The organism is Mesorhizobium sp. WSM4840 (assembly GCF_055811755.1).
The window spans coordinates 543,468-570,262 of the sequence record NZ_JBVVQD010000001.1 but is presented as its reverse complement, the minus strand read 5'-3'; the positions used below and the strand labels follow the sequence as shown (position 1 = coordinate 570,262).

Genomic DNA, 26,795 nt, shown 5'->3' with positions numbered 1-26,795 from the left:
GCGGAAATTCTCCTCAGATCCGCCCCGCCGCCTGCATTTCGATCGGCGACATACGCCGCATGCAAGAGCGAGAAAAGCCCCGTTGGTCCCTGCCGTACCGCCTCCGCAATGACGGTTGGTGGCTGGTCGATCCACCCCGGCCGGACGGTTCGGCGACCCTCTTCCCCTTCATCCGCAAATCTCCGCCCCCCCGGCCGGATCAAAGCCGCTGAGAAAATCCGATCATGACATCGTTGCTTACGGCCGCGCCGAGCTATTGCGCGCGACTCGGCGTTGCCGTCCTGCTTGCCGCGCTGGCGGATTTCTTCTTCTATGGGCAGCCCGTCGGCATCACGTTTTTCCTGTTCGGCATCACGCTTGCCGCCGCCGCAGCGGCCATCCAGCCGTCGGCGCTCAGCGCCCGCGGCCTGTGGTCCGCTGCCTTGCTTGTCGGGCTGCTGCCGCTTATCGAAAATGTCAGTGCGCTGTCGGTCGCAATCGGGCTGGTGGCGACGGCCGTCTTTGCGCTTTGGCTGGTCGGCCGGCTGTGGCGCGGCGCTGCCCGCATTGCCGGCCAGGTCGCGCTGTTCCTGCTCGCGGCACCCTTCCGGTTCGTCCACGATTTCTTCCGCTGGCGCAAGGCGGCACGGCGGTTCGGTCGGCGGCGTATCCACCTGGCGGCGATCGCCGTCTGGATCATGCCGCTGACCCTGGGCGCAGTGTTTCTCGCGCTGTTCGGCGCCGCCAATCCGGTCATCGAATACTGGTTGTCGCTGATCGATCTCCTCGCACTGCTCGACTTCATCGAGCTGCCGCGGCTGGCCTTCTGGCTGTTCGCGCTTGCCGGCGTCTGGGTCTTTCTGCGCCCGCGGCTGCCGCGCCTTTTGCGCCGCATTGCGCATCTTGCGTTGCCTATCCCCCTCGGGGTGACGACCACAAGAGCCGCCGCCAAGCCGGTCGAGGACATCGTCTTCGGCAAGGCCGCCATTCTTCGTGCGCTGGTCGTCTTCAACATCCTGTTCGCGGTGCAGACCGCACTCGACGCCACCTATCTGTGGGGCGGCATCGCCCTTCCCGACGGGCTGACCTATGCCGCCTATGCGCATCGCGGCGCCTATCCCTTGATCGTCACCGCCCTGCTGGCCGCGGGTTTCGTGCTGGCGGCGTTGCGGCCGGGCAGCACGACCTCCGGCGATCCGTTCATCCGCCGGCTGGTCTATGTCTGGGTGGCGCAGAACATCGTTCTGGTCGTCTCCTCAATCCTGCGGCTCGACCTCTATATCGGCATCTATGCGCTGACCTACTGGCGCGTCGCCGCCTTTGTCTGGATGGGGCTGGTGGCGGCGGGCCTCGCCCTGATCATCGCCCGCATCGCGCTCGGAAAATCCAATGAATGGCTGCTTTCCGCCAATCTTCTGACGCTATCGGCGACGCTTTATGCCTGCTCGTTCATTAACTTTGCCGCACTGATCGCCAACTACAATGTCGACCGTTCGTACGAGATGAGAGGTCCCGGCACCCGCCTCGATATACGTTATGCCCGCTCGCTCGGCCCCGACGCGCTGCCCGCCCTCGACCGCTTCTTCGACCAACAAAAGAAGACATTCCTCACCGATCTCCGAGACCCAGCCGACGCCGTGACCGAAGCCCACTACCGCGCCGAGCAAAGAAACTGGCGCGCGTGGAGCTTTCGCGACTGGCGGCTTCTGCGCTACCTCGACAGGAGAGGGTCGCTCGTGGTTCCTGACGGATACGAATCTCACGCGCCGGGTCGCTGATTGATGCCGCATAACATCCTAGTCGCCGACGACGATCCGCACATCCGCGAAATCATCTGCTTCGCGCTCGAAAAGGCCGGCATGAAAACGGTTGCAGTAGCCGACGGCGCCGGCGCATTGCAGGCGATCGAACGCCGCGCGCCCGATCTTGTCGTGCTCGACATCGGCATGCCGGAGATGGACGGGCTGGAGGTCTGCCGGCGGCTGCGGCACATATCCGATGTGCCGGTGCTGTTCCTTTCCGCGCGTGATGAAGAAATCGACCGCATCCTTGGGCTCGAAATGGGTGGCGACGACTATGTCACCAAGCCTTTCAGCCCGCGCGAACTGGTCGCCCGCGTCAATGTCATCCTGCGGCGCGCTCGCCCGACAAAGGCCGAACAGGCCGACGACAGGCAATTTTCGCACGGCAGACTGGCTTTGCTGCCGGCCAGCCACGCCGCCAGCTTCGACGGCAGGCCGCTGCTGCTGACCTCGATCGAATTCGCCATCCTGAAAGGGTTTCTGGCACGCCCGGCGCATGTGCTTGGCCGCGACATAGTGATGGCCAATGCCTATGCCGCCAACATCCATGTCGCCGACCGCACCGTCGACAGCCATATCCGCAACATCCGCGCCAAGCTGGCGGCGGCCGGCTGCACGGATGCGATCGAGACCGTACATGGCGTCGGCTTCCGGCTGGGCCGGTGCGGCGCGTGACGGCGCAGAAATGGCGGCCGCGCCTCGCCACGGTCGTTGTTGCGATCCTGATCATGGTGATGGCGCTGCCGCTGGTCGGCCTGTTCTTCTTCCGGCTCTACGAGAACCAGCTGATCCGCCAGACCGAGGCCGAGCTGATCGCGCAGGGCGCCGTCCTCGCCTCCATCTATGCGCAAGACGTCCGCGCCGCGGGCATCCCGGCCGAGAGGCTCGGCGCGGCCGTGCCTGCCGACAGAGACAATCCGGACCCTCCCTACCGGCCGATCGAGCCAAGCCTCGATCTCGCCTCCGACAGGGTTCTGGCGACACGGCCTGCGGCGACGGCCGCCACCGTCGATCCCGCCTTCACGGCGATCGGCGCTCGCCTGTCGGGCATTCTTGCCGAGACGCAGAAAACCACGCTTGCCGGCTTCCGGCTGCTCGACCCAAAAGGCGTCGTCATCGCCGGGCGCGAAGAGGTCGGCCTGTCGCTCGGCGCCGTCGACGAGGTTCGCGCAGCACTTGCCGGCCGCTATGCCAGTGCGCTCCGGCAGAGGGTTCCGAACCAGCCGTCACCATCGCTCTATTCGGTCAGCCGCGGCACGAGAGTCCGCGTCTTCGTCGCCATGCCGGTCGCGGTCGACGGCAAGGTCGCCGGCGTGGTCTATCTGTCGCGAACGCCGAACAACATCGTCAAGCATCTCTATGGCGAGCGCGGCAAGGTGGTGCTGGCGGCGATCGCCGTCCTCGGCGGTACGCTGCTCATCGGCCTGATCTTCCTGCGCACCGTCAGCCGGCCGATCTACGCGCTGATGGAACGGACAAAGCGCATCGCCGCCGGCGACCGCGAAGCCATCAGGCCGCTCGATCATCACGGCACGCGCGAGATGGCAGCGCTTTCCGACGCCTTCCTCGACATGGCCGAAAAGCTGCATGCGCGGTCGGACAGCATCCAGACCTTCGCCACCCATGTCTCGCACGAGCTCAAATCGCCGCTGACGGCGATCCAGGGTGCGGCCGAATTGCTGCGCGATTCGGGTAGCGCAATGGACGAGGCCGAGCGGCGGCGGTTTTCGAACAACATCGTCACCGACGCGGGGCGGCTTAATCTGCTGGTACGCCGTCTGCTCGACCTGGCGCGCGCCGAAAATCTTGCGCCCAGCGGCGAAAGCACGTCGGTTGGCGCCGCGCTGGCACTGCTGCCGGCCGAGGATAGGCTGGCGGTCCGCGTCGAGGCCGGCGGCGATATCCGCCTGCGCATCTCGGCCGAGAACGCGGCGATCGTGCTCGCCAATCTCATCGACAATTCGGAGCGGCATGGCGCGACGCTCGTTTCGATCACGGCGGCGAGCGCGGACGGCAAGGCGACGATCCTGGTGAGCGACGACGGCGCCGGCATTTCGCCCAGCAACCGGGGGCGGATCTTCGAGCCGTTCTTCACCACGCGCCGCGATTCAGGCGGCACCGGCATGGGCCTCGGCATCGTGCTGGCCCTCCTGAAAGCGCATGATGGCACGATCCGGCTGGTTGACTCCGAGCGCGGCACGCGCTTCGAGATCATCCTGCCGGCTGCATGAATTGGAGCATTTATCCTTTCCGAAAGCCGGCTTTCGGCATCATACTCTGGAACTGGAGAATCGAAAAAGTGCGCTACGACGTCGTCATCATCGGTGGAGCCATCGTCGGCTCCTCGATCGCCTATTATCTGCGCGAGGAAGGCTTTTCGGGCTCGATCGCGCTGGTCGAGCGCGACCCGCAATTCGCCCATGCGGCAACGACGCTGTCCTGCGCTTCGATCCGCCAGCAGTTTTCGATTCCCGAAAACATCCGCCTGTCACAGTTCACGTTGAAACTGTTCCGGCGACTGACGGAAGAATTCGGGGCCGACGCCGATATCGGCTTTCGCGAAGGCGGCTATCTCATCCTTGCCGGCGAGAACGGGTTGCCGATCCTCAAGGCCAACCACGAGACGCAGTTGGCCGAGGGCGCCGATATCGTGCTTGAGGATGCGGAGGCGCTCGTCCGCCGGTTTCCATGGCTGTCGGCAGAGGGCATCACCGCCGGCGCCTACGGCCGCACGGGCGAGGGCTGGTTCGACGCGCATGCCATGCTGATGCTGTTCCGCAAGGCGCTGCGCGAGAAAAAGATCGATTTCGTCACCGCTGATGTGACCGGTATCGAGCGGCAGGGCGACCGCGTCACCAGCGTCAGACTCGACAATGGCGAGCGGCTCGAGGCCGGCATCGTCGTCAACGCCGCCGGGCCGAATGCCGGCAAGGTTTCTGCAATGGCCGGACTGGTGCTGCCGGTGGAGCCGCGCAAGCGCAATGTCTTCATCTTCGAGGCGCGCGAGAAATATGACGACATGCCGCTGCTGGTCGATCCCTCAGGCATCTATGTCAGGCCGGAGGGCTCGGTCTACATCACCGGCGGCGCCGAGCCGGAAGAGGGTGACGGCCCTGCCGATCCCAGCGATTTCGAGCCCGACTGGCCGCTGTTCGAAGAGGTGATCTGGCCGGTGATGGCGACCCGCATTCCAGCCTTCGAGGCGATCAAGCCGACGCGCGCCTGGGCCGGCCATTATGACTACAACACGCTAGACCAGAACGCGGTGATCGGCCCGCATCCGCAGGTGCAGAATTTTCTCTTCGCCAACGGTTTTTCCGGCCACGGCCTGCAGCAGGCGCCGGCCGTCGGCAAGGCGCTGGCCGAGCTGATCGTGCATGGCGGCTACCGCACGGTGGACTGCTCGGCGTTTGGGTATGAGCGCGTCGCCGAGGGGCGGGCTTTCAGGGAATTGAATGTGATCTAGCCAAGAAGGGCTGGCGCCGCGACGGTCCTTTAGATGCTGGAGGGACAGCGCCCCCTCTGTCCGGCAGGACAGAGGGGGGCGCGAAGGATCGCGACAGGCGAGCCGTCAGCGCTCGCGGCCGAACCAGAACGCGTCGGCCATGCGCGCCATGCCGATCCGTTCGTAGAAGCCGACGGCGTCGGGCACGGAAATCAGTGAGATGGCGACGGACGGCCCGAGCTGCCGCCGCGCTTCGTCAAGCAGGCCCTTGCCGACGCCGAGCCCCTGCGCCGATTTGCAAACGGCGAGCTCGGAAATATAGCATACCCACGAGAAGTCGGTGATGCCTCGGGCGAGGCCAATCAGCGGCTTGCCAGGCGCATCGAGGCGCGCCGTCAACACCAGATCTGCATTGGCAAGCATCGCCTTCAGACGAACGTCGTCATCGATGGGCCGAGTGACACCGAGGCCGGATTCCACCAGCACGCGGCGGAACTCGGCTGCGTCGAGGGTCGGTTCGCTGGCGTAGAGGACTTTGGGACGTGTTGTCATGCCGGCCAAGGTGCACCATAGGGGGGCAACTTTGAAGCGGCCTGTGCTCCAGGACCAGGGCCAGCCCAAAACAGCCGCCTTTTATTTGCCCGCAGCTTTGTGTAAACCGGGCGCCAACACATCCCCGCAGCGAAAAGAAGACGGGCAAAGACCATGGAAAAATTCACCAAGCTCACCGGCGTTGCCGCGCCGATGCCGATCGTCAATGTCGATACCGACATGATCATCCCCAAGGATTATCTCAAGACGATCAAGCGCACCGGGCTCGGCAGCGGGCTGTTCGCCGAAATGCGCTACAAGGACGACGGTTCGGAAAATCCGGACTTCGTGCTCAACAAGCCGGCCTATCGCAAGGCGCAGATCCTGGTCGCCGGCGACAATTTCGGCTGCGGCTCTTCGCGCGAGCACGCGCCGTGGGCGCTGCTCGATTTCGGCATCCGTTGCGTCATCTCGACCTCGTTCGCCGACATTTTCTACAACAACTGCTTCAAGAACGGCATCCTGCCGATCACCGTCAGCCCCGAGGATCTGGAGAAGCTGATGGACGACGCCTCGCGCGGTTCCAACGCAACGGTGTCGGTCGACCTCGAAGCCAAGGAAATCCGCGGACCGGACGGCGGCGTGGTCAAGTTCGACCTCGACGACTTCAAGCGGCACTGCCTGCTCAACGGGCTCGACGATATCGGCCTGACCATGGAGAAGGCCGACGCTATCGCCTCGTTCGAGAAGAAGAACGCCGCTGAGCGCCCCTGGGCCTGAGCGGTACGATGACCCGGCCGCGACAGGCCGGGTTCGTGGCGGCTGAACTGAGGGACAGTCATGACACGTTCGCTTCTTGCCGGCGCCTGCGCGCTGGCGTGGATTCTGATGCCGGTGGCTGGCGCGCATGCACAGACCGACATGGTGCTCGTGCCGGCTGACAATGCGTCCGGCCGGGCCGCCGACCTGGGCGCGTCGAGCAATGCGGCCCTAGCCGACGATGACAGCCAAGCACCGGTCCCGTTCGAGAGTGGGCAGCTGGCCATCACCCAGCAGGAAGAGTATGGCGAGAAGGTGCTGGCCTATGACGGCAAGCAGCTGGCCAGCAATTACGAGGTGTCCTTCGACAAGATCGTCAAGGTCGGCGGGGTCAACGTCGCGCTGGTCGATGTCGGCGATGGCGGCAACCAGTGCGGCCCGGCCACGGTGATCGTCTGGAAGCCAGAAGGCGGCACCATCCAGAGCATCACGGTCGAGCAGGATGAATGCGGCGCACCGCCGGCTGCGATCTCCGACAGCGCCATCTATTTCGTGCCCTATCTGCTGCCGGGCGTTTCCAAGCCGGCGCTGCAATGGTCGCCGACGGACGGGCTGACGATTTCCGGCAATCTCACCTATATGCCGGAGCCCGGCACTGACTGGAAAGACGTCGATCCGTCGAAATACGACAACATCGTCGCCGCTTTCCACAACGAGGCCGTCTACAGGCTGGCCGAGACGCTGCTCGGCAAGGAGATGCCCGAGATGGCGACCAGCCTGCTGGTCGGCGGCGGCACCGAGAAAACCGCCTCGGGCGCCTTCTATGCCAGCGGCTGCGTGCCGCACAATTGCGGTGGCAATGACGGCTTCATGGCGGTCGACCCGGCCAACCACAAGCTCTATTTCGCCCGCCGGGGCGACAAGCCCGAGCCGGACGCGTGGCCAGCTGTGAACACGTGGCCCGCCGAGGTCAGGGAAGCGATGGACAAGGCGCTCGGCTCGCCGAATTAGCTTCTCTGCTTCGCGCCTTCGTTCCCGAGGCGGGGCCGAGCGGCGGCAGTCGTAACCCTAAAGCGCGTTGCGTCTGAAAGGATTCACGCAACGCGCTTTAAGTTCTTGTTTTTATGCATTTCGCTGTCCCAAAACCGCTGCGCACTTTTGGGCGACATGCATTAGAGCATCAACAAAAAGGCCCGGCGCATGGCCGGGTTTTCCGTCGAATAGAGATTTCCATCAGTCGCCATCGATCGCCGTGGCCATGCGGGCGATGGCCTGTTGATAGACGCTCGCGGAATTCCAGCCAGCAATTGCGCCCATATTCGCCTGCGCGCTCCCGCCGGCCCGCCAACCATGACCCTTGAGGAAGTTGGCGGTGGAAGCCAACGCAGTGCTCTTGTCGCGCAGATTTTTGTTGCCGACTCCATACTTCAAAACATTTCCGGGCAGGAACTGCGTGTGGCCAATCTCGCCATGCGCGGCACCGACCGACGACGCGCTCAACGCGCCGCGATCAACCAGCTTCAGGGCTGCAATGGCATGCGGATAAAAGAACTCCGGTCGGCGGCAATCATAGGCAAGCGTTAAAATGGCAGAGACCGTATTCTGGTTGCCCATGGAGGAACCGAAGCCGGTCTCCATGCCCCAGATGGCGAGCAACACACCCGGCGACACGCCGTAGGTTCCCTCGATCTTGTCGAACAGCGCCGCGTTCGACTTCTTCAGCGAACGGCCCTTGGAAATGATGGTGGATGCGCCACGGCGCTTCATGAAAGCTTCCACCGAGCCGCTGAAAGCCTTGTGGATAGCGCGGTCGGCGGCGATCGTCCTTTTTGCGTAGGTCGCGTTAGCCAGTGCGGCCAGACCCTTCGAGCCTACACCGTTGGCTCTAGCCTCCGAGGCGAACTCAGCCTTCCACGCTTCGAAGCCCGCGCCAGTATTGCCGCACTGGGCGGCCTGTGCCGCTGTTGCCGCCGCAAGCATCATCAATGCTGCCGCCGCGAAAATCTTTCCCTTGGCAAAAAATGCCATGTTTCTCTCCTGGTTGCCTGGATCTTGTCCCAAATACGAATTTGCCAGCGAAACGCCCGCTTGTCACCGTTGGAGCGACGTGCGCCCAGTTGGACGCAGTACGCTCCAACACTTTACAATCAGCGCATCGTGCTTTCCGACAATCGAAACCGATTTTCGAGCCGCCGCGCTAAGAAGTCGTTTACGCATCGCCACCGCAGCGCTGGCGAATGCCGGAGAACTTGCTTACGATCAAGCAATTATTGTGGCGGGGGCTAGAATATTCATGGAAGACGTTGACGTCGTGGTCATCGGCGCCGGTTCGGCGGGACTTTCCGCCGCCAAGACCCTGCGTGCGGCCGGCCTTTCCTTCAAGCTGCTCGAAGCGATGAACCGTATCGGCGGCCGCGCCTGGACCAGCGATCAGCATTTCGGCGTTCCTTTCGACATCGGCTGCGCCTGGCTGCACGCGGCCGACCGCAATCCCTATTTTGCCGAGGCGCAAGCCGCCCGCTGGACGCTTCATCATCACGACATGAATGTCGACCATCTCTATTATCGCAACCGAAAGGCGAGCGAGGACGAAGAGGCAGCAATGAAGGCGGCCGATATCAGGCTGTTCGAGCTGCTGGCGGCGCATGAGGTCAAGCCCGGCGACGACGACCGTCTTTCGGCGTTGCTCGCCAGGGGCCATGCGCCGCGCGCCGCCGCCACCTTTGCCGGACCGATGGACTTCGGTGCCGACGAGGACGAGATATCGATCCGCGACTTTCAGGCCGCCGCCGATCTCGAGCCGAACTATTTCACCAAGGAGGGGTTCGGCGCGCTGGTCGCCCGTTTCGGCGTCGACGTGCCGGTCGAGCTGTCGACGCCGGTGCGGAAAATCCTCTGGGACGTGCCCGGCGTCGCCTGCGTCACCGATCGCGGCACCATCCGCGCCAAGGCGGCCATCGTCACCGCCTCGCCGGCGGTGCTCGCCTTCGAGGAGGTCGAATTCGCGCCGGCGCTGCCCGACACGCATTTCGCTGCCTTCTTCGACCTGCCGATGGGCATGCTGACCAAGCTGCCGGTTGAAATCACGGGCACAAGGCTCGGGCTGGCGCCCTTCGACGACCTGCTGATCGAGCGGCTGGCCAGGCACGACATCTACTTCCTTTGCTTTCCCTTCGACCTCGACCTGATGGTCGGCTTCGTCGGCGGCGATTTTGCCTGGGAGATGTCGGCGGCGGGCGAGGCGGCAGGCGTCGACTTCGTCGTCGACCGGCTGTGCGCCATCTTCGGCGGTGACGTGCGAAAACATGTCGGGCGCGCCATGATGACCAATTGGGGCGGCGAGCGGTTCGTGCGCGGCGCCTATGCGGCGGCCCGACCCGGCCGTTCGCAGGCGCGCGCCACGCTGATGCAGCCGGTGGCGGAAAAAATCTTCTTCGCCGGCGAGCATCTGGCCGGTCCGCTGATGCAAACCTGCGGCGGCGCCAGGCTATCGGGCGAGGCGGTGGCGAGAACGGTCGCCGCCCAGCTTGCGGCAAAATAGCAACGGCAGGAACGCCGGCCGCCGACAGGCGTTTGGGCGATATGCCGCTCCGCACTATATCCGGGCTGATGATTTGAGACCTGGTGATTTGAGATTGGTATGAAGCTCTTCGATTGCCCGCATTGCGGCCACCGCCTCTATTTCGAGAACGCCCAGTGCCTGAACTGCGCCAGCTCCGTGCTCTACGATCCCGGGCATGCGCGCTTCGTGTTGTCAGGCGCCGGCGGCGTTTTCCAGTGCACCAATGCCGACGAGTGCGCCTGCAACTGGATGGCTGAACCTGGCCATGCCTTCTGCCGCGCCTGCGTGCTGAACCAGTTGATCCCGGACCTTTCGGTCGAGGGCAACCGCCGTCGCTGGATCCGCGTCGAAGCGGCAAAGAAGCGGGCAATCTATTCGCTGCTCGCCGCCGGACTGCCGGTCGCACCCAAGCAGAACGCCGGCGACGAGGCCGGCCTCGCCTTCGACTTCCTCGCCGATCCGATCGGCGGTCCGGGTGGCGAGCGTATCCTGACCGGCCATGACAACGGCCTGATCACACTCAATGTCGCCGAGGCGGACTCGGCCGAGCGCGAAAGACGGCGCGTCGAGATGGGCGAGAACTACCGCACTTTGCTCGGCCATTTCCGCCACGAGCTCGGCCACTATTTCTGGGACCGCCTGATCCGCGACGACCCGCAACGGCTTGCTGCCTTCCGTGCATTGTTCGGCGACGAGCGCACCGATTATGAGCAGGCGCTGAAGGCCTACCATGCCAATGGCGCGCCGCCCGATTGGCAGCAGGACCACATTTCCGCCTATGCCACGTCCCATCCCTGGGAGGACTGGGCTGAGACATGGGCACACCATCTGCACATCACCGATACGCTGGAGATGGTGCATGCGCTGAATTTCCCGCTCGGCCGGCTGGAAACCGTGGAGGCCAATGACCTGTCGCGGGACGACACCGGCGGCGAGCTGCAACCGGCGCCGTCGGAACCTGCCGCCGTTCCCGAACCGTTCGAAAAGATCCTGGCCCGCTGGCTGGTGCTGTCGGAAGCGTCGAACTCGATCAACCGCTGCATGGGCCTGCCGGACCTCTATCCCTTCGTCATCTCGGAGCTGACGGCACAGAAGCTGGCCTTCGTCCATGAACTCCTGACTGGTGTAGTGAAAGAAACCGGAACAAAACGTGAGCCGGCCGAGGCCTTTTAGCCGGAACGCATGAGGCCTTGCTTCGTTTTCGTTCGCGAGGGACCATCAACACGGAGCGAAACCATGAAGCGCATACTGTTTCCTGCTGTCGCCGGAGCGCTTGTCGCCATGTCGGGCACGGCCTTGGCCGATACCGCCGTCTCGGCTGTCGCCGATCTCAACATTCGCGCCGGCCCAGGCCCGCAATACCCGGTCATCGGCGTGCTCGCCGCCGGCCAGTCGGCAACGCTCGATGGCTGCATCCAAAACAGCAAATGGTGCACCATAGCCGAGGCCAATGGCCAGGGCTGGATCTATTCCGACTATGTGACGGCCGATTTCGGCGGCAACGAGGTCGTCCTGACCCGGCGCCCGGCCGACGCAGACATTACCATCGTCGAAGCGCCCGCCGACGTCGACGATCCCGACACCTATACCGGAGCGATCGTCGCTGGCGAGCCGATCGAGCCGATCAGGCGGCCGCCGGCCGAAATCCGCACCTATATCGAGACCAACCGGGTCGACCCGGTCTATCTCGAGGGCGAGGTGGTTACGGGCGCGACCTTGCCCGACACCGTCGAGTTGCGTGAGATTCCGGACTACGACTACCGCTATGTCTATGTGAACGGTCAGCCGGCACTGGTCGATCCCGGCACCCGACGCATCATGTACGTCGAGCGCTGACATCAGCGAGCAATCAGGCGGCCGCCCGGCAAGAGCCAACGTCGGCCGCCTCTGTCCGATATCGTTAACCTGAGCTTCGTGCTGGAGCGGCGTGCCCGCCGCTCCAGCCTTTTGTTCGAGCATCGGATTTTCCCAAAACCGGTTCCACTTTTGGGTCCGATGCTCTAGATCATGCGACCCGATGCATCAGGCAAGGAACCCGCGTGATATCAGACCCTGCCGCCTTCGAGCATTATCGGCGCTCTCCCAACGCCAAGACGACCCTGCCGCGGCTCCTGCTCGGAACGGCGATCGTCGTCCTGTTCTGGGTCGCGACAACCATCGCCGTGCTGTTCGGCGGCGCCTATCTTTTTGTTATCTGGCAGGCATCGTCTGGCACCCCGATGGAAGGAGGGGCGGTGCAGAATTTCTTGGCCTCGCCCGCCGGGATCCTCGCCGCGCTCGCCTCGTTCGCCGGAATCTGGCTCGGCCTGTGGGGTGCCATGCGCTGGGTCCATCGCGAACCGCTGATGGCGCTGATCGGCACCAGCCACCGCGTTTCGCGCTCGGGATTTCTTAGGGGATTGGCCGCGGTGCTGATCACATCGCTGCTCTCCGAAATCCTGCTCTATCTCTTGCAGCCCGACATTGCGCGCGGTGCGATCGGCCTGTCGTCCTGGCTGCTGTTCCTGATCCCGATCGCTGCGCTGGCCCTGCTGCAGACCTCGTCCGAAGAGGTGCTGTTTCGCGGCTATCTTCTCAGGGGCCTGGCCAACCGGTTTCAAAACCCCTTCATCTGGGCATTGCTGCCAGCGCTTCTGTTCACTTCGATGCATTGGAGCCCAAGCTCGACGGTCGCCATCAACGCTTGCGTGCTGGCCTCGATCGCTGCTTTTGCGCTGCTCCTGACGCTTATGGTCTATGCCACGGGCAACCTCGGCGCGGCCTTCGGCGCCCACCTCGGCAACAATCTGACCGGCTTCCTGCTGATTTCGCATCAGCAAAGCTACAATTCCTTCGCCCTGTTCAACGCCATGCCGCTCGAAGGCCCCGGCTGGACGACGCTTGATGCCGTCCTCATCGCGGCGATCGGCATCGTCTGCAGCCTGTTGACTGTTCTGCTGCTGCTGCATCCGCGCTCGCCGCTGAAGGTCGAGCCGGATAAGTCGGAGTCGGGAGAAAACGCCTGATGTCACTATACGGGGAGATGTGCCCGGCAGGGCGATGAGGGGCAGCGCAAACCTGAAGCGATTGGCCATCGCTTTTTGTCCGCGCCTTGACTCCGCGGCCGATTTCCTGTCTACACGCCGCGAATTCCGCGACGAGTATCCCTCCGAGCAAGCCGACCGGGACGCCGAAGCCTCTTTGAGGTGACGTGCTGTAAATCGATCCTGGAGGCCAACATCCGGCAGCGCTGTGCGCCCCCGGGTGCTTTTTGGCTTTGGGCTTTTGCCCGGGCTGGCTTTGTTTGGGCTGGCTTTGAGTTGGATACTGGGCGCGAACGCATTACCTCTCGGATCGAACCCGAACCGAGATTGAAGGAAGACAGATGTTTGAATCCCTTCAGGAGCGCCTTGGCTCCATCCTGAACGGCCTTACCGGCCGCGGTGCCCTGTCCGAGGCCGATGTCTCGGCGGCGCTGCGCGAGGTGCGCCGTGCGCTGCTCGAGGCCGACGTGGCGCTGCAAGTGGTGCGTTCCTTCACCGACAAGGTGCGCGAGAAAGCCGTCGGCGCCGCCGTGCTGAAGTCGATCAAGCCCGGCCAGATGGTCGTCAAGATCGTCCATGACGAGCTAGTCGAGATGCTGGGCGCCGAGGGCGTCGCCATCGACCTCAATGCGCCGGCTCCGGTCGTCATCATGATGGTCGGCCTGCAGGGCTCCGGCAAGACGACGACATCGGCCAAGATCGCCAAGCGCCTCACCGAGCGTCAGAACAAGAAGGTCCTGATGGCCTCGCTCGACACGCGGCGCCCCGCCGCGCAGGAGCAGCTCCGTCAGCTCGGCGAGCAGGTCAAGGTCGCCACGCTGCCGATCGTCGAGGGCCAGACGCCGGTCGACATCGCCCGCCGCGCCGTGCAGGCGGCAAAGCTCGGCGGCCATGACGTGGTCATCCTCGACACCGCCGGCCGCACCCATATCGACGAGCCGCTGATGGTCGAGATGGCCGACATCAAGAAGGTGTCGTCGCCGCACGAAATCCTTTTGGTCGCCGATTCGCTGACCGGCCAGGACGCCGTCAATCTGGCGAAAAGCTTCGATGAGCGCGTCGGCATCACCGGCCTGGTGCTGACCCGCATGGACGGCGACGGCCGTGGTGGTGCAGCACTTTCCATGCGCGCCGTCACCGGCAAGCCGATCAAGCTGATCGGCACCGGCGAGAAAATGGACGGGCTGGAGGAATTCCATCCCAAGCGCATCGCCGACCGCATCCTTGGCATGGGCGACATCATCAGCCTGGTCGAAAAGGCTGCCGAAAACATCGACGCCGAGCAGGCGGCGGCGATGGCCAAGAAGATGCAGTCGGGCAAGTTCGACCTGAACGACCTTGCCGGCCAGCTTCAGCAGATGTCGAAGATGGGCGGCATGGGCGGCATCATGGGCATGATGCCGGGCATGGGCAAGATGAAGGACCAGATGGCTGCCGCCGGTCTCGACGACAAGATGTTCGGCCGCCAGCTCGCCATCATCTCGTCCATGACCAAGGCCGAGCGCGCCAACCCCGATATTCTGAAGCACTCGCGCAAGAAGCGCATCGCCGCCGGCTCCGGCACCGATGCGGCCGAGATCAACAAGCTCCTGAAGATGCATCGCGGCATGGCGGACATGATGAAGGCGATGGGCGGCAAGGGCAAAGGCGGTGGCCTGATGCGCGGCATGATGGGCGGCCTGGCCCAGAAGATGGGCCTCGGCGGCATGGGAGGCATGGGTGGCCCGGGCGGCATGATGGGCGGCGGCATGCCGGACCTGTCCAAGATGGACCCCAAGCAACTCGAAGCCTTGCAGAAGCAGGCGCAGGCAGCCGGTCTCGGCGGCATGAAGGGCCTGCCCGCTGGCCTTCCAGGTGGCGGTGGCCTGCCTGGGCTGCCCGGCGGCATGAAGCTTCCTGGTTTGCCGGGATCTGGCGGCGGTCTGCCAATGCTTGGCAAGAACGGCCCCGGCAAGAAGAAGTGAGGGCGCGATGAACGAAGAAAAGGACATGGCCGACGCACGTGCGGCGCTGGTCGACTACCGCGCCTCGATCGACAACATCGACGCAGCGCTCATCCACATGCTGGCCGAGCGTTTCCGCTGCACCAAGGCGGTCGGCGAACTGAAGGCGTCGCATGGCCTGCCACCGGCCGATCCGGCACGCGAGCAGCAGCAGATCGCCCGCCTTCGCCAACTGGCGAAGGACGCCCATCTCGACCCGGATTTCGCGGAGAAATTCCTGAACTTCGTCGTCCGTGAAGTGATCCGGCATCATGAGCATATCGCCGCATCCAACGGCGTAACGAAAACCGGCTGAGGACCAGTGCATGTCGCCCAAAAGTGCGCAGCGGTTTTGGGACAACGACATGCATAAAGACAACAGTCATAACCCCGATCAACGAAAATCAGAATTTTAGGAGAAAGAACATGCCACTGAAAATCCGACTGTCCCGTGCGGGCTCGAAGAAGCGTCCCTATTACCACGTCGTCGTCGCCGACGCCCGTTCGCCGCGCGACGGCCGTTTCATCGAGTCGCTCGGCTCGTGGAACCCACTGCTGCCCAAGGACGGCGAGCGGGTCAAGGTCGACGCCGACCGCGTCAAGCATTGGCTTTCGCACGGCGCCCAGCCGACCGACCGCGTGCTGCGCTTCCTCGATGAGGCCGGCATCGCCAAGCGTGAGACCCGCTCCAACCCGAAGAAGGCCGAGCCCGGCAAGAAGGCGCAGGAACGCGCCGCACTTCTGAGGAAGGCGCAGGACGATGCAGCCGCCGCTGTTGCCGCCGCGGCCGCCGCGCCGGCCGAGGCGGAAGCCGCGACCGCCGAATAGTCGACCTTTATCGGTCATGAAGACGGCGGGCCATTGCCCGCCGTTGTCTTTTCAGGGCATGCCCGTGAGGGAGGCCGCGCCTGTTCAATAGCCCTGCGGGCAACGGGCGATGTATACGCGGCCATAGCGATCCCGGTAGCGGCAGCGGCCGGGTTCGGTAGCACGACCGATCAGTGCGCCGGCGAGGGCGCCGACAGCACCACCGACCACCGCACCTTCAACTGCGTCATCGGCCACTGCAGCACCGACCGCCGCGCCACCCAGGCCACCGACCGCAGCGCCCTGTTCTGTCCGGGAACAGGCTGCGAGCGAGGTTGCCAGTACCATCAGGATTACCAGTTTCTTCATCGTCGTTCCTCTCAACCGGGGTTTTCCGTCCTCGCCGCCACATCTTCTAACTCGCAACCGGGCGATTTGATCCAAAGACAAAGAAGAAGGGCGGCGGCAGACGGCGCCTTCTCTGGCGGCGTGACCGCCATCGAACGGCTTTTGAAGTCGCCGCTATCGATTGAACTGGATCAGCGATCGCATCCTGGGGTTGCGCAGGAAAAGGCCACCCCACAAGATGAAGCCGAGATAGACGCCGAACAGTGTGTGCGAAAACAGCGGGCTGCCGATACGTATGTGCGTCGCGATGGCGCCACCGAGGTAGGCGGTGAGCAGGATGGCGCCAAGCACCGAGGTGCGCGGCACCGCATAGAGCGCGGTCGAGACCAGTCCGATGATGCCGAGCATGCGCGAGACATTGGGATCGGCCGGCCAGCCGAGCTGCACCATGGTCTGGGTGACGACATCGAGCGGCGGCAGCTTGATAACGCCGTCGAAGATCATGAACAGCACGATGAGGGCGCTGAGCCCTCGGCCGGTCCACAGCGCGCCCGGCGTGACGGATGCTGTTTGAGACATGGTCATTGGTCCTCCGGTTGTTTCGAGCCCTCTTGGCGAGGGTCGAACCAAGGACGCGGCGTGAGGCGGCGATCCGACACGTCTACGATCTTTTGAGCGCACGGCGCTGCCATACGCGTGGGAACAAACCCTAGGAAAAATAGTATTTTTCGGCGGGGATCATTTTTGGCGGCGCCTCGCCGAGCGCCTCGAACACCGAGATTTCACAGACGCGGCACAGGCCGTCGAGGGCGAGATCGTTGGCCTCGGTGCCGAACGGGTCCTCGAGTTCCTCCGAGAGCGCGTCGAGGCCGAAGAAGGTGTAGGCGATCAGCGCCGTGAAAAGCGGCGTCGCCCAGCCGGCAGTCGAGGCGAGCCCAAACGGCAGCAGCAGGCAGAAGATATAGGCGGTGCGCTGCAGGAGCAGCGTGTAGGCAAACGGAAGCGGTGTTCCCATAATGCGCTCGCAGCCGGCCTGCGCTGCGGCGATTTCAGCCAGGCGCTCGTCGAGGATGCGGTAGCCCATGACGTCGATCGCCCCGGCCCTGTATAGCGCGGCGGCTCGCTCGCCCATCCGCCGCATCATGGCGTCGGGCGCGTTGGCCGCCTTGGCGGCACTTTCGGCTTCGTCGCCGATGAACGCGCGTGCGTCCGACGTTGCGTCCACCCGCCGAAGCAGGCCGCGCAGGAAGTGGCAGAAGGCGATCGCTTCCATCAGCAGGCCGCGCAGTTCCGCCCGGTTTTCGATCAGCCCGGTGCTGGCGCGCGCCAGATTGCGAATGTCGAAGACAAGCTGGCCCCACAGCTTGCGCGCGTCCCACCAGCGGTCATAGGCGGCATTGTTGCGGAAACCGAGATAGATCGACAGCGCCACACCGAGCAAGGCGAACGGCGCGGGGCCGGCATTGCCGAAGTCGAGCTTCAGTGCCCTGACCGCCAGCACCACCAGCGCGCCATAGACGCCGAAGCCGAAGATCTGCGGCAGGATGCGCGGCACCACCGAGCCGCGCATGATGAAGAACAGATGCAAGAATCCCGGGCGCGGGCGAACGATCATCGAAACCCCTTTCACGGACCGGCAATGATCCTGATCGGTTCCATTGTGTGACGCAACACACGCATAAGCCCAGCCGCCAGCGACATGGCGATGTCGTCTTGCCGGCCTGGGGCCGAGCACGTTATCGAAAATCCGCAAGACATTCGGGAGCAAATCGATGGCCGGCGAGACCGATCTGAAGAAACTGCTGGCAACGATGACGCCGGAATTGCGTCCCGGCATCCACGTCTTCGCCACATTGCCGCGCGATGCGCCCGTACCGGACAGCCTCGAGCCGGTGATGCTGTTTCGCGAGCGCGAGGGGACGACGGTGATCGCGCTAGAGGAGGAAGCCAAGGCCGCTGGCCTGGAGATCGTGTTTCGCTGCCGCATGGTGACGCTGAACATCCATTCGTCGCTGGAGGCGGTAGGCTTTCTCGCCGCCATCACCACGCGTCTTGCCGCCGCCGGCATGGGCGTCAATCCGGTTTCGGCTTTCTACCACGACCATCTGTTCGTCCCGGCCGACCGGACGGAGGAGGCGATGGCGATACTGACGAAGCTGGCGGAAGAGAATCGTGGGTGAGGCGGGCGCCTTGTGTCTGGAAATGTGGGCGCTGCCCCTCATCCCCCTGCCGGGACCTTCTCCCCGTAAAACGGGGAGAAGGGGCTAACCGGCCGAAGGCCGAGCCCGCGACCGCGGGCCGCCGGTTGTCCGGCGCCCCCGCGGAGGGCCCGCCGCGGCAGCGGCGATACGGCCCGTGAGCGAAAACTATGCCGCCTTCTTCTTCGGCTGGATCAGCCCGCGCTCGATCAGCAATTCGGCGATCTGCACGGCGTTGAGTGCCGCGCCTTTGCGCAGATTGTCGGAGACGATCCACATCGACAGGCCGTTGTCGATGGTCGAATCCTCGCGGATGCGCGAGATGAAGGTGGCGTCCTCGCCGGCCGAGTCCAGCGGCGTGATGTAGCCGCCGTCCTCGCGCTTGTCGAGAACCTGGCAGCCCGGCGCTTCGCGCAGGATCTCACGTGCTTCCTCGGCGGTGATCGGCTTTTCGAACTCGATGTTGACCGCTTCCGAATGGCCGATGAACACCGGCACGCGCACGCAGGTCGCCGTCAGCTTGACCTTGGGGTCGAGCATCTTCTTGGTCTCGGCGACCATCTTCCACTCTTCCTTGGTGAAGCCGTCGTCGAGAAAGACGTCGATATGCGGGATGACGTTGAAGGCGATGCGCTTGGTGAACTTCTTGACGTCGACCTGGTCGGCGACGAAAACGGCGCGGGTCTGCGTGAACAACTCGTCCATGCCTTCCTTGCCGGCGCCGGAGACCGATTGATACGTGGCGACGACGACGCGCTTGATGGTGGCGAAGTCATGCAGCGGCTTCAGCGCCACGACCAGCTGCGCCGTCGAGCAGTTCGGATTGGCGATGATGTTCTTGCGCGTGAACAGCGAAATCGCGTCCGGGTTCACTTCCGGCACGATCAGCGGCACGTCCTGGTCGTAGCGGAAAGCCGACGAATTATCGATGACGACGCAGCCCTGCTTGCCGATCTTCGGCGACCATTCCTTAGAGACGTTGCCGCCGGCCGACATGATGCAGATGTCGGTGTCGGAAAAATCATATTGGTCGAGCGCCTTGACCTTCAGCGTGCGGTCGCCGAACGACACTTCCGTGCCCTGGCTGCGCCGCGAGGCCAGCGCCACCACCTCGCTCACCGGAAAGCCGCGCTCTTCCAGTATGTTGAGCATTTCCCGGCCCACATTGCCCGTGGCGCCGACGATTGCAACCTTGAAACTCATCGAAATCTCCTGTCCTCTCCGCTCGGTTTTGGAGAAAACCCGCCGGCCGATGCGGGTTTCAACCCCCGGGCCGGACCCGGGAGAGGGTGGTTAGGCCAAGGGAATCAGACCGTTTGAGTGGTCGTTTTAGCCGTAGTTTTGCTGGAACGAGGAGACGCGCCGACACGCCCGGCCCAATGGTTCGCATTGCGGCCGGGAAAGTCGAATGCAAGAAGCGCCATCAAAAGGCCGCGCATCGAAACTATCCCGTTCGGTGCCGGCTTTTACCCGGTTTGCGTAAAGAGTCAATCGCGATGCGGCGAGGCGGCTTGCCCTGTACAATGGCGGCGGCGCGAAGTACGAACGATTGGATCGTTTGGCTTGTGGCGCTCCTGGCGCTCGCCGACGGATGACCCATTGCCGGGCATAAAAGAATCCGAATTCCGAAAGAAGCATATGTCCAATTTCGAAGCACTTGTCCCTGCGCTGGCAAAGGCGCTGGAAAAACGCGGTTATGTCGAGCTGACACCGGTGCAGAAGGCGGTTCTCGAGCTCGGGCAGGCCGATGCGCTGGTTTCGGCGCAGACCGGCTCCGGCAAGACCGTCGCCTTCGGGCTGGCCCTGGCGCCGACCCTTCTCGATGGCGCCGAGCGCTTTTCCCACGCCGCCGCACCGCTGGCGCTGGCCGTCGCGCCGACGCGCGAGCTCGCTTTGCAGGTAACGCGCGAGCTCGAATGGCTCTATGAACTGACCGGCGCAGCGATAGCGTCCTGCGTCGGCGGCATGGACATGCGCACCGAGCGACGCACGCTGGAACGCGGCGCCCACATCGTCGTCGGCACGCCTGGCCGGCTACGCGACCACATCACCCGCAGCTCGCTCGACATGTCTGAACTGAAGGCAGTCGTGCTCGACGAAGCCGACGAGATGCTCGATCTCGGCTTTCGCGAGGATCTGGAATTCATCCTCGACGCTGCCCCTGCCGAGCGTCGCACGCTGATGTTTTCGGCCACCGTACCGCGCTCCATCGCCACGCTGGCCAAGGGCTACCAGCGCGATGCGGTACGCATCTCGGCCTCCGGCGAGGAAAAGCAGCACCTCGACATCGAATACCGGGCGCTGAGCGTGACCCAAGCCGACCGGGAGAACGCCATCATCAACGTGCTGCGCTACTACGAGGCGAAGAACGCACTGGTGTTCTGCAACACCCGCGCCGCCGTCAATCACCTGACCGCGCGCTTCAACAACCGCAACTTTTCCGTCGTCGCGCTTTCGGGCGAGCTGAGCCAGAACGAGCGCAGCCATGCGCTGCAGGCGATGCGCGACGGCCGCGCAAAAGTCTGCATCGCCACCGACGTGGCGGCGCGCGGCATCGATCTGCCCAATCTTGAACTGGTGATCCACGCCGACCTGCCGACCAATCCGGAGACACTTCTGCACCGAAGCGGGCGGACGGGACGGGCGGGACGCAAAGGCGTCAGCGCGCTGATCGTGCCCAACAATGCCCGCAGGCGCACCGAACGGCTGCTGCAAAGCGCCGGCCTTGCGGCGACATGGGCAAGCCCGCCTTCGGCCGACGACGTGCTGCGCCGCGACGACGAGCGCATCCTCGCCGACCCGGTCTTCGGCGAGCCTGTGACGGACGATGAGCGCGGCTTCGTCAGCACGCTTCTCGACCAACGTGGCGCCGAGCTGGTGGCGGCGGCCTTTGTGCGGATGTGCCGCTCCAGCCGCTCGGCGCCCGAGGATCTCCTTGACGTCGCACCGTTCACGCCGTCAGGCGACAGGCCCTCTGGCGATCGATCCGCCCGTCGCGACGAGGCGCCAAGCCGCCGCGACGATTTCGGCGACAGCGTCTGGTTCTCGCTGTCGGTGGGGCGCCGGCAGAATGCCGAGCCGCGCTGGCTGATCCCGATGCTGTGCCGGACCGGCGGCATCAGCAAGCGCGAGATCGGCACCATCAAGATGCAGCCGGAGGAAACCTTCGTGCAGATCGCGGCGGATTGGGCCGACCGGTTTCTCCAGGCCATCGGCCCCGACCGCAAGCTGCAGAACAACATCGCGGTGAAGCGGCTGGACGGCACGCCCGACCTGTCGCGGGCCGGCTATCAGGAGCCACGGCCGGACAAGAGGCCACACCGTGGCAAGCGGACATTCGACCAGAACGCGCCCAAATTCGAGAAGCGCGCACCGTCAGCCGACCAGCGCCCTGCCGCGTTCGAGGCAAAGCCCTGGGCCGGGAAGGCGGGCAAACCGAAATTCGACAAGGCCGGACCCGCCAAGAACAAGAAATCGAAGAAGCGGCCGGCCTGAATTATGCGATCTTGACAGGTGGCCAAAGAACGCCGCGGAAAACGAAAGCTGTAGCAAGGTTCTGCACGTCGCTTCGCTCCTGCCGCCCCGGGGATGACGAAGGCATGGTGGCGCGACATGCCCACAGCTCCATTTCGCACGCACCCCTTGCGGTCTGCCGCAACTTTGAACAGTCTGGCCAGCGGGACGAGGGGCAGGACATGCGCGGCGAAGTGCTTCACTATGACGAGGACCACGGCTTCGGTTTCATCACCGGAGCCGACGGCAACCGCTACACGTTCGCGCGCGAGGATCTGCGCCGAGAGGCGACGATAGGCAGGGGCACGGCCATCGAGTTCCAGCCGGCCGGCGGACGGGCACGCGACGTTTTTTCGATCCGTGCCCAGGCTGCCAGTCCGCCTGCCGCAACCGCCGCCCCGGCTCAAACCGGCAATGCGCCCGGGGGGCCGCAACATTTCGGCCGGTCCGCTGAAAGTCGTCCCGCCGCGGCTACCGGATTGTGGGATTATTTCTGGCGGGCCCTGACTGAAAATTACTTCAACTTCGCCGGTCGTGCCCGCCGCAAGGAATATTGGGGCTTTTGCCTGTTCTGGACGATCGCGCTGATTGTGGTCTTAGGCATTGGCCTCTTCATCGACGACGCCATGGGCAATATTGACGAATTGCCGGCAGTGACGGTCGGTCTTTGCGGCACGTTTGTGCTGGCGACGATCCCGCCATGGATCGGACTGAACGTGCGTCGCTTGCACGACATCGGCCTGACCGGCTGGCTTTTTCTGGTGGTGTTCATCCCGACCATCGGCTGGCTGATCATCCTGGTCTTCGCGCTGATCCCAACGCAGGCCCGTGAAAACCAGTGGGGTCCAGTGCCGGCGGGCGTCAGGGCCTAGCTGCTCGACACAGTGATCTTGAGGGGCTGGAAGGCGGGCGCACGTCGACCGCCACAGGCTCAGCCCAGGAACTTGGCAATGATCGCGTCGCCCATCTGAGTGGTGCCGACCTCGGTCATGCCCGGGGAAAGAATATCCCTGGTGCGTAAGCCTTGATCGAGCACGGCGGCGATGGCGCTTTCCAGGCGGTCGGCCTCGGTGACCATGCCGAAGGAATAGCGCATGCACATGGCGAAGGAGGCGATCATGGCGATCGGGTTGGCGATGCCCTTGCCTGATATGTCGGGCGCCGAGCCATGCACCGGCTCGTAGAGTGCCTTGCGCTTTTTCGTCTTGGCATCCGGCGCGCCGAGCGACGCCGACGGCAGCATGCCGATCGAGCCGGTCAGCATGGCGGCGATGTCGGACAGCATGTCGCCGAACAGATTGTCGGTGACGATGACGTCGAACTGTTTCGGCCAGCGCACCAGCTGCATGCCGCCGGCGTCGGCCAGCATGTGGTCGAGCTTGACGTCGGCATAGCGTGCCTTGTGCGTCTGGGTGACGACCTCGTTCCACAGCACGCCTGATTTCATCACATTGCGCTTTTCCATCGAGGTGACGTGGTTGCGGCGTGTCCGCGCCAGCTCGAAGGCGACGCCCGAAATGCGCTCGATCTCGAACGTGTCGTAGACCTGCGTGTCGATGCCGCGCTTCTGGCCATTGCCGAGATCGATGATCTGCTTGGGCTCGCCGAAATAGACGCCGCCGGTGAGTTCGCGCACGATCAGAATGTCGAGCCCTTCGACCACCTCCTGCTTGAGCGAGGACGACGCCGCCAGCGCCGGATAGCAAATGGCGGGCCTGAGATTGGCGAACAGCTCCATGTCCTTGCGCAGCCGCAGCAGTCCGGCTTCCGGGCGCACCTCATACGGCACCGCATCCCATTTCGGCCCGCCGACGGCGCCGAATAGCACCGCGTCGGCAGCCATCGCCTTGGCCATATCGGCATCGGAAATCGCCGCGCCATGCGCGTCATAAGCGCAGCCGCCGACCAGCCCCTCATCGGTGACGAAATCACTGCCGAGCTTGTCGTTCATGGCGGCGATCAGCTTCTTCACCTCGGTCATTGCCTCGGGGCCGATGCCGTCGCCGGCGAGCAGGAGAAGATTTTTCGAAGCCATCGGAACCGTCCTAACTGTGGCGCATGACCCCGAAATCGGCATCGATTTCGGAAAGGATCATGCGCAGAACTATAATTCGACGGCGTCCTTTGCGCGTCCAAAAGGACGCGCGGCGCTGTCGTGAGCTGCGGCCTTGCTAAACGCCAAGCGGGCTATGCGCAAGCGTTTGGTTCAGAGCATCTTTGGCGATGCTTCGCGCTCCCTTCTGCCCCGCCGACGTCGTGCAAGCTTCTGCACCGCCGCCGCGCTCAGGGCGTGCGCCTGAGCGCCGTCACTTCGATCTCGATCTTCATTTCCGGCTTGTTGAGCTGGCAGACGATCATCGTCGCCGCCGGCCTGATGTCGCCAAAGGCCTCGCCGAGGATCGGAAAGACGATGTCGACGAAAGCCGCGTCGGTGATGTAGTAATGCGCCCGCACCACATCGGCCATCTCGAAGCCACCATCCTGCAACGCCTTGGCGATCGTAGCCAGGCAATTGCGCGTCTGCGCCTCGACCGTCTCCGGCATCGACATGGTCGCATAATCGTAGCCGGTCGTTCCGGAAACGAAACACCAGTCGCCCTGTACCACGGCGCGCGAATAACCGGCGGTCTTCTCGAACGGCGAGCCGGTGGAGATCAGTTTTCGCATGGTTCCCTCGCATATTCCTTAGGCAATATTGAGCTGAAGAAGTGCCTTCCGGCCATGGGCCAGGCGGGACGAATCGACAGTGCAAAACCGTGATAGGCAGGCATGTCGGCCCTGCGTTCGACCGCAGCGAGGTCGAGCGAGGCGGCTCGAACTCCTCAAGGCCCCACCAGCGGAACAGGCATCGGCCAACGCAGTGGTCTCCGTCCCGGAAGCCGAGCGGCAGCGAACGTCGATTGTTTTCAGCGGCGATTTCATGGCAGGGCGCAAGGACATTCGAGATTGGCCGAAACATCCTCCACTTCGTCATCCTAGGGCGAAGCAAGGAGCGAAGCGACGCGGCGCAGACCCTTGGATCCATGCCGTTACCTCGCGGCAGTGCTCCTGCGGAACCGAACGCTACCACCCCGTTCCGCGAAAAAGCTCGACCCATTCTGGATTGGTCTTCTCGATCAGTTCGATCTTCCATTGGCGCAGTGGTGGATACAAGCGCCGTTCTGAGCCGCAGCATTCTACGGCTGAAGTCACGGAATGGATCCCAGGGTCTGCGCTCCGCTTCGCGTCGCTCCGCCCTAGGATGACGAAGGCGTGGTGGCCTGTGGCTAATCGCCAACGTTGGAGATTGGCGGCTGGGGCAGGCCGGCCACCAATGACCGCCTACCGTCCCCTGGAGGCTCAGTCAAAAGAGCCAAATCCCTCCGTACAGAGAAACTGGCTAGCTTTTTCGACTACGCGCGGCAAGCGTCCGCAGCCTCAGCGCGTTGAGGCGGATGAAGCCTTCGGCGTCCTTCTGGTCGTAGGCGCCACGGTCGTCCTCGAAGGTGACCAGCGCGTCGGAATAGAGCGTCTTCTTCGACTTGCGGCCGGTGACGATGACGTTGCCCTTGTAGAGTTTTAACCGCACCGTGCCTTCGACATCTTCCTGGCTCTTATCGATCATCGCCTGCAGCATCAGGCGCTCGGGCGCGAACCAGAAGCCGTTGTAGATCAGCTCGGCGTAGCGCGGCATGAACTCGTCCTTGAGGTGGGCGGCGCCACGGTCCAAGGTGATCGATTCGATCGCCCGGTGGGCTGATATCAGGATGGTGCCGCCGGGGGTCTCGTAGACGCCGCGCGATTTCATGCCGACGAAACGGTTCTCGACAAGGTCGAGCCGGCCGATGCCGTTGTCGCGGCCGAGATCGTTGAGTGCGGCCAGCATCGTCGCCGGCGACAGTTTTTTGCCGTCGAGCGCGATCGGATCGCCCTTCAGGAATTCGATTTCGATCTCGGTGACCTTGTCCGGCGCATCCATCGGCGAGATGGTGCGCTGATGGACGAACTCCGGCGGCTCGCTCCACGGGTCTTCCAGCACTTTGCCCTCGGAAGACGAGTGCAGAAGGTTGGCGTCGACCGAAAACGGCGCGTCGCCCTTCTTGTCCTTCGGCACCGGGATCTGGTGCTGCTCGGCGAAGTTGATCAGGTCGGTGCGCGACTTGAACGACCAGTCGCGCCATGGCGCGATGACCTTGATGTCGGGGTTGAGCGCATAGGCCGAGAGCTCGAAGCGGACCTGGTCGTTGCCCTTGCCGGTGGCGCCATGGGCAATGGCATCGGCGCCGGTTTCTTTTGCGATCTCGACCAGGTGCTTAGAGATCAGTGGCCTCGCGATCGAGGTGCCGAGCAAATAGGTGCCTTCATAGACGGCATTGGCACGGAACATCGGGAAGACGAAGTCGGAAACGAATTCCTCGCGGACATCCATGATGCGGATGTCCTTGATGCCCATCATCTCGGCCTTGCGCCGCGCCGGCTCCAACTCACCGCCCTGGCCGAGATCGGCGGTGAAGGTGACGACTTCGGCGCCAAGCTCGGTCTGCAGCCATTTCAGGATGATGGAAGTGTCGAGGCCGCCGGAATAGGCGAGCACGACCTTCTTGACGGCTTTTGCTTTTGACAGGCTGGGGGACATATTGGCGGTTCCGCGACAAGGGTTCTCGCCGGGCGAGGTATCACGGGCTTTCCGGGCTGCGCAAGAGACGAACGGTGTTCAGGCTGTCGGTGAAGCTGCCGATCTCCGCGCAAGTGGGGAGATCGGATGTCGCTGCGGCCTTCGCCAACTACCAACGACGCCGACATCGAACTTTCGACCCGGCTGGATCAGACGCTTTGCTAGCGAGAAGCTGGCGCCGGCTTGGCGCCT

At 63.9% G+C, this 26,795-nt stretch carries 25 protein-coding genes; 16 read left to right on the top strand and 9 right to left on the bottom strand.

Features of this window, described 5'->3' with window-relative positions; genetic code table 11:
* Positions 1–224 precede the first annotated feature (224 nt).
* From AC0L3I_RS02940 to AC0L3I_RS02925, 4 genes are all read left to right on the top strand, one after another.
* The gene (locus tag AC0L3I_RS02940; protein WP_473525911.1) at positions 225–1,757 is read left to right on the top strand and encodes a DUF4153 domain-containing protein; all 1,533 of its coding nucleotides are present in this window, start codon (positions 225–227) and stop codon (positions 1,755–1,757) included.
* A 3-nt stretch (positions 1,758–1,760) separates the two neighbouring features.
* Entirely contained in the window at positions 1,761–2,456 is a 696-nt protein-coding gene (locus tag AC0L3I_RS02935; protein ID WP_473525910.1) for a response regulator, read from the top strand.
* 59 nt (positions 2,457–2,515) lie between these two features.
* Complete coding sequence (locus AC0L3I_RS02930; protein ID WP_473525996.1) at positions 2,516–4,012, top strand: ATP-binding protein; 1,497 nt, start codon at positions 2,516–2,518, stop codon at positions 4,010–4,012.
* A gap of 68 nt (positions 4,013–4,080) precedes the next feature.
* On the top strand, positions 4,081–5,247 hold the full coding sequence (locus AC0L3I_RS02925; protein ID WP_473525909.1) for an NAD(P)/FAD-dependent oxidoreductase: 1,167 nt from the start codon (positions 4,081–4,083) through the stop codon (positions 5,245–5,247).
* 105 nt (positions 5,248–5,352) lie between these two features.
* On the opposite strand, the gene AC0L3I_RS02920 is transcribed toward AC0L3I_RS02925, so the two are convergent.
* Entirely contained in the window at positions 5,353–5,778 is a 426-nt protein-coding gene (locus tag AC0L3I_RS02920) for a GNAT family N-acetyltransferase (RefSeq protein WP_473485984.1), read from the bottom strand.
* 153 nt (positions 5,779–5,931) lie between these two features.
* Between AC0L3I_RS02920 and leuD the strand changes: the two genes are divergently transcribed.
* Both leuD and AC0L3I_RS02910 read left to right on the top strand, forming a co-directional pair.
* Positions 5,932–6,537, top strand: coding sequence for a 3-isopropylmalate dehydratase small subunit (gene leuD, locus AC0L3I_RS02915; protein WP_123148747.1), 606 nt, complete (start codon positions 5,932–5,934; stop codon positions 6,535–6,537).
* 60 nt (positions 6,538–6,597) lie between these two features.
* Positions 6,598–7,527, top strand: a complete 930-nt coding sequence (locus tag AC0L3I_RS02910) for a hypothetical protein (protein ID WP_473525908.1) — start codon at positions 6,598–6,600, stop codon at positions 7,525–7,527.
* A 222-nt stretch (positions 7,528–7,749) separates the two neighbouring features.
* Here AC0L3I_RS02910 and AC0L3I_RS02905 read toward each other — a convergent pair whose 3' ends face one another.
* Positions 7,750–8,544: a lytic murein transglycosylase gene (locus AC0L3I_RS02905; protein WP_473525907.1), complete on the bottom strand. Its 795-nt coding sequence runs from the start codon at positions 8,542–8,544 to the stop codon at positions 7,750–7,752.
* A gap of 265 nt (positions 8,545–8,809) precedes the next feature.
* On the opposite strand from AC0L3I_RS02905, the gene AC0L3I_RS02900 reads away from it, so the two are divergent.
* The 7 genes from AC0L3I_RS02900 to rpsP all read left to right on the top strand — a co-directional run bounded on the left by AC0L3I_RS02900 (position 8,810) and on the right by rpsP (position 15,911).
* A complete protein-coding gene (locus AC0L3I_RS02900; RefSeq protein WP_473485981.1) occupies positions 8,810–10,057 on the top strand; it encodes a flavin monoamine oxidase family protein in 1,248 nt (415 codons plus the stop codon).
* A 99-nt stretch (positions 10,058–10,156) separates the two neighbouring features.
* Positions 10,157–11,251 carry a zinc-binding metallopeptidase family protein gene (locus tag AC0L3I_RS02895; RefSeq protein ID WP_473485980.1) on the top strand — a complete coding sequence of 365 codons (1,095 nt, stop codon included), beginning with the start codon at positions 10,157–10,159 and terminating at the stop codon, positions 11,249–11,251.
* Between the two features lie 63 nt (positions 11,252–11,314).
* Positions 11,315–11,914 (top strand): DUF1236 domain-containing protein, encoded by a 600-nt coding sequence (locus AC0L3I_RS02890; RefSeq protein WP_123148752.1) that lies wholly within the window; start codon positions 11,315–11,317, stop codon positions 11,912–11,914.
* 203 nt (positions 11,915–12,117) lie between these two features.
* The gene (locus tag AC0L3I_RS02885) at positions 12,118–13,083 is read left to right on the top strand and encodes a lysostaphin resistance A-like protein (RefSeq protein WP_473525906.1); all 966 of its coding nucleotides are present in this window, start codon (positions 12,118–12,120) and stop codon (positions 13,081–13,083) included.
* Positions 13,084–13,442: 359 nt separating this feature from the next.
* Positions 13,443–15,065, top strand: coding sequence for a signal recognition particle protein (ffh, locus tag AC0L3I_RS02880; protein ID WP_473525905.1), 1,623 nt, complete (start codon positions 13,443–13,445; stop codon positions 15,063–15,065).
* A 7-nt stretch (positions 15,066–15,072) separates the two neighbouring features.
* Positions 15,073–15,399 (top strand): chorismate mutase, encoded by a 327-nt coding sequence (locus AC0L3I_RS02875; protein WP_095495656.1) that lies wholly within the window; start codon positions 15,073–15,075, stop codon positions 15,397–15,399.
* A 110-nt stretch (positions 15,400–15,509) separates the two neighbouring features.
* Positions 15,510–15,911, top strand: coding sequence for a 30S ribosomal protein S16 (gene rpsP / locus AC0L3I_RS02870; protein ID WP_473485977.1), 402 nt, complete (start codon positions 15,510–15,512; stop codon positions 15,909–15,911).
* An 84-nt stretch (positions 15,912–15,995) separates the two neighbouring features.
* Here the strand turns inward: rpsP and AC0L3I_RS02865 are convergent, their stop codons facing one another.
* The 3 genes from AC0L3I_RS02865 to AC0L3I_RS02855 all read right to left on the bottom strand — a co-directional run bounded on the left by AC0L3I_RS02865 (position 15,996) and on the right by AC0L3I_RS02855 (position 17,853).
* Entirely contained in the window at positions 15,996–16,259 is a 264-nt protein-coding gene (locus AC0L3I_RS02865) for a YMGG-like glycine zipper-containing protein (protein ID WP_473485976.1), read from the bottom strand.
* A 153-nt stretch (positions 16,260–16,412) separates the two neighbouring features.
* The gene (locus AC0L3I_RS02860; RefSeq protein WP_123148756.1) at positions 16,413–16,823 is read right to left on the bottom strand and encodes a DoxX family protein; all 411 of its coding nucleotides are present in this window, start codon (positions 16,821–16,823) and stop codon (positions 16,413–16,415) included.
* A gap of 124 nt (positions 16,824–16,947) precedes the next feature.
* A complete protein-coding gene (locus AC0L3I_RS02855; protein WP_473525904.1) occupies positions 16,948–17,853 on the bottom strand; it encodes a bestrophin family protein in 906 nt (301 codons plus the stop codon).
* Positions 17,854–18,010: 157 nt separating this feature from the next.
* On the opposite strand from AC0L3I_RS02855, the gene AC0L3I_RS02850 reads away from it, so the two are divergent.
* Positions 18,011–18,418, top strand: coding sequence for an ACT domain-containing protein (locus AC0L3I_RS02850; RefSeq protein WP_473525903.1), 408 nt, complete (start codon positions 18,011–18,013; stop codon positions 18,416–18,418).
* A gap of 186 nt (positions 18,419–18,604) precedes the next feature.
* Here the strand turns inward: AC0L3I_RS02850 and AC0L3I_RS02845 are convergent, their stop codons facing one another.
* Positions 18,605–19,639 (bottom strand): aspartate-semialdehyde dehydrogenase, encoded by a 1,035-nt coding sequence (locus AC0L3I_RS02845; RefSeq protein ID WP_473525902.1) that lies wholly within the window; start codon positions 19,637–19,639, stop codon positions 18,605–18,607.
* A gap of 435 nt (positions 19,640–20,074) precedes the next feature.
* Between AC0L3I_RS02845 and AC0L3I_RS02840 the strand changes: the two genes are divergently transcribed.
* Entirely contained in the window at positions 20,075–21,931 is a 1,857-nt protein-coding gene (locus tag AC0L3I_RS02840; RefSeq protein WP_473525901.1) for a DEAD/DEAH box helicase, read from the top strand.
* A gap of 200 nt (positions 21,932–22,131) precedes the next feature.
* The gene (locus AC0L3I_RS02835; RefSeq protein WP_473525900.1) at positions 22,132–22,821 is read left to right on the top strand and encodes a DUF805 domain-containing protein; all 690 of its coding nucleotides are present in this window, start codon (positions 22,132–22,134) and stop codon (positions 22,819–22,821) included.
* Positions 22,822–22,880: 59 nt separating this feature from the next.
* On the opposite strand, the gene leuB is transcribed toward AC0L3I_RS02835, so the two are convergent.
* The 3 genes from leuB to AC0L3I_RS02820 form a co-directional block, all read right to left on the bottom strand.
* Positions 22,881–23,984: a 3-isopropylmalate dehydrogenase gene (leuB, locus tag AC0L3I_RS02830; RefSeq protein ID WP_473525899.1), complete on the bottom strand. Its 1,104-nt coding sequence runs from the start codon at positions 23,982–23,984 to the stop codon at positions 22,881–22,883.
* A gap of 248 nt (positions 23,985–24,232) precedes the next feature.
* Positions 24,233–24,616 carry a RidA family protein gene (locus AC0L3I_RS02825; RefSeq protein ID WP_473525898.1) on the bottom strand — a complete coding sequence of 128 codons (384 nt, stop codon included), beginning with the start codon at positions 24,614–24,616 and terminating at the stop codon, positions 24,233–24,235.
* A gap of 712 nt (positions 24,617–25,328) precedes the next feature.
* Complete coding sequence (locus AC0L3I_RS02820) at positions 25,329–26,552, bottom strand: argininosuccinate synthase (RefSeq protein WP_473525995.1); 1,224 nt, start codon at positions 26,550–26,552, stop codon at positions 25,329–25,331.
* Positions 26,553–26,795: the final 243 nt, after the last annotated feature.